This window comes from Microcoleus sp. Pol7_B2 (assembly GCF_036701035.1).
Taxonomy (GTDB): Bacteria; Cyanobacteriota; Cyanobacteriia; order Cyanobacteriales; family Microcoleaceae; genus Microcoleus.
Genome location: NZ_JAUBQB010000175.1, coordinates 1 through 2,209, shown reverse-complemented (window position 1 = coordinate 2,209; position 2,209 = coordinate 1). Strand labels below are relative to the sequence as shown.

Sequence of the window (2,209 nt, the reverse complement as noted above, 5' to 3'; positions counted from 1 at the left end):
GCAAATTAGTTCGTTGTCATCTTACAAGTTTATTCTTGAAGCCCTATTCTATGCAGCTTTATATTAAATTGGTATAACCTCTCGTATGCTCTGTTGGATGTCGAATACCAAGAGCAGGTGCTAACCGTATGCTGCGAACAGGTGGGATAGAGTCAAAAGCTAACGCCCTGTTGTAATGACAGGGATATGCAGACAGACTCACGGTGATATGGAAGATAAAGTCGAAAGTCCGAGTATATATGTCTAAAACACGGTCACAACCGATGGTGGAATGGAGACACATTAACTGGCGAAAGCTGGAACGGTCTGTCTATAAGCTCCAAAAACGAATTTATCGAGCCTCTCAACGTGGTGATGTTAAAGCAATACGCAGACTCCAAAAGACGTTGATGAAGTCCTGGTCAGCAAGATGCTTAGCGGTCAGGCGGGTAACACAAGACAACAGCGGCAAGAAGACGGCTGGTGTGGATGGGCTTAAAAGCCTGACCCCAAAACAACGTCTCGCCCTTGTTTCTAAACTTAAATTAAGCCCAAAAGTCGCTCCAACTAGGCGAGTATGGATTCCCAAGCCTGGGACGGAGGAGAAGCGACCATTAGGCATCCCGACAATAAATGACCGAACCTTGCAAGCACTTGTCAAGCTGGCACTAGAGCCAGAATGGGAAGCGCGATTTGAACCTAACTCATACGGGTTCAGAGCCGGACGCTCATGCCATGATGCGATAGAGCAAATATTCACGGTAATTTGTCAGAAAGCTAAATACGTGTTAGATGCTGACATTGCCAAATGTTTCGACCGCATCGACCATGAAGCACTGCTCAAAAAATTAAATACATTCCCCACCATCCGCCGACAAGTTCGAGCCTGGTTAAAAGCGGGAGTGATGGATGGTAAGCAGTTGTTTCCAACATCTGAGGGTACGCCGCAGGGTGGGGTTATTTCCCCATTATTAGCAAATATCGCCCTCCACGGGATGGAAAACCGGATAGCTCAAGCTTTCCCAAAAAGGAAGGTTTATAGAGAAGGAAAGTACGCAGGAGTCATTTCCGCCGCTCACTTCATCCGATATGCCGATGACTTCGTAATTCTCCACCAAGACATAACCGTTGTTCAAAGATGTAAGGAGATAATCTCCGAATGGTTAAAAAGCATGGGCTTAGAATTGAAGCCTAGTAAAACTCGCCTAGCCCATACCCTTGAGGAATACGAGGGAAATACCCCAGGTTTCAACTTCCTGGGATTTAATATAAGGCAATTCCCAGTTGGAAAGTATCACTCTGGAAAGAATAACGGAAAATTGCTAGGTTTCAAAACAATCATCACCCCAAGCCAAGAGAAGCAAAAGATACACTACGAGCAAGTAGCAAACATCATCTACGCCCATAGAACAGCGACTCAAGAAGCGCTAATTGGAAAACTTAATCCAATTATCCGAGGATGGGCAAACTACTACTCAACCGTCGTGAGCAAGGATGCTTACGAAGATCAAGACCACCTAATCTTTTGCAAACTTAAGGCATGGGCAAAACGCCGTCATCCCAAAAAGTCTATCCAGTGGATCATCAATAGATACTGGAAGACCATTGGCGGTAATAACTGGGTATTCGCAACCAATGCAAAAAGTGAAAACTTAATGCGGTTAAGAACGCATAGCGAGACTTCAATAGTCCGCCATGTGAAAGTTAAAGGCGAATCGTCTCCATACGACGGAAACCTGGTTTATTGGAGTACAAGAAGGGGAAAACACCCTGAAATCTCAACAAAAGAGGCAACTCTAATGAAGAGTCAAAGGGGTAAATGTAACCATTGCGGATTGATTTTCGGAGTTGAAGATAAATGGGAAATCGACCATAAAATCCCCCGTTCCAAAGGTGGTAGGGATGAATATACCAATCTTCAGCTCTTACACAAACATTGCCACGATGTAAAAACAGCCAAAGATGGTTTGGCTGGGGGTAGTATAGACAGTTACCCAAGTCACTGAGGAGCCGGATGAGGTGAAAGTCTCAAGTCCGGTTTTGTAGGCGAGGCAGGTAGGCGACTACCTGACCTTAGCCAGCGGTATGTCAATATGTACGGTGGCCCGACTGAGTACGCCAATCCTCATAATACCAATTTAATATGAAGCTGAATAGAATAAAGCTTCCAGAATGAAAGTGTAAGAAGATAGTGAACTCATTTCTTCAGGTGTGATTTGTTGCAGAACCT

The 2,209-nt window shown here is 44.7% G+C and carries 1 protein-coding gene; it reads left to right on the top strand.

All coding sequences use genetic code 11. The annotated features are described in order from the left end of the window. Window positions 1-239 precede the first annotated feature (239 nt). Window positions 240-1,985, top strand: a complete 1,746-nt coding sequence (gene ltrA / locus QUA57_RS28350; protein ID WP_333251543.1) for a group II intron reverse transcriptase/maturase — start codon at window positions 240-242, stop codon at window positions 1,983-1,985. Window positions 1,986-2,209 lie beyond the last annotated feature (224 nt).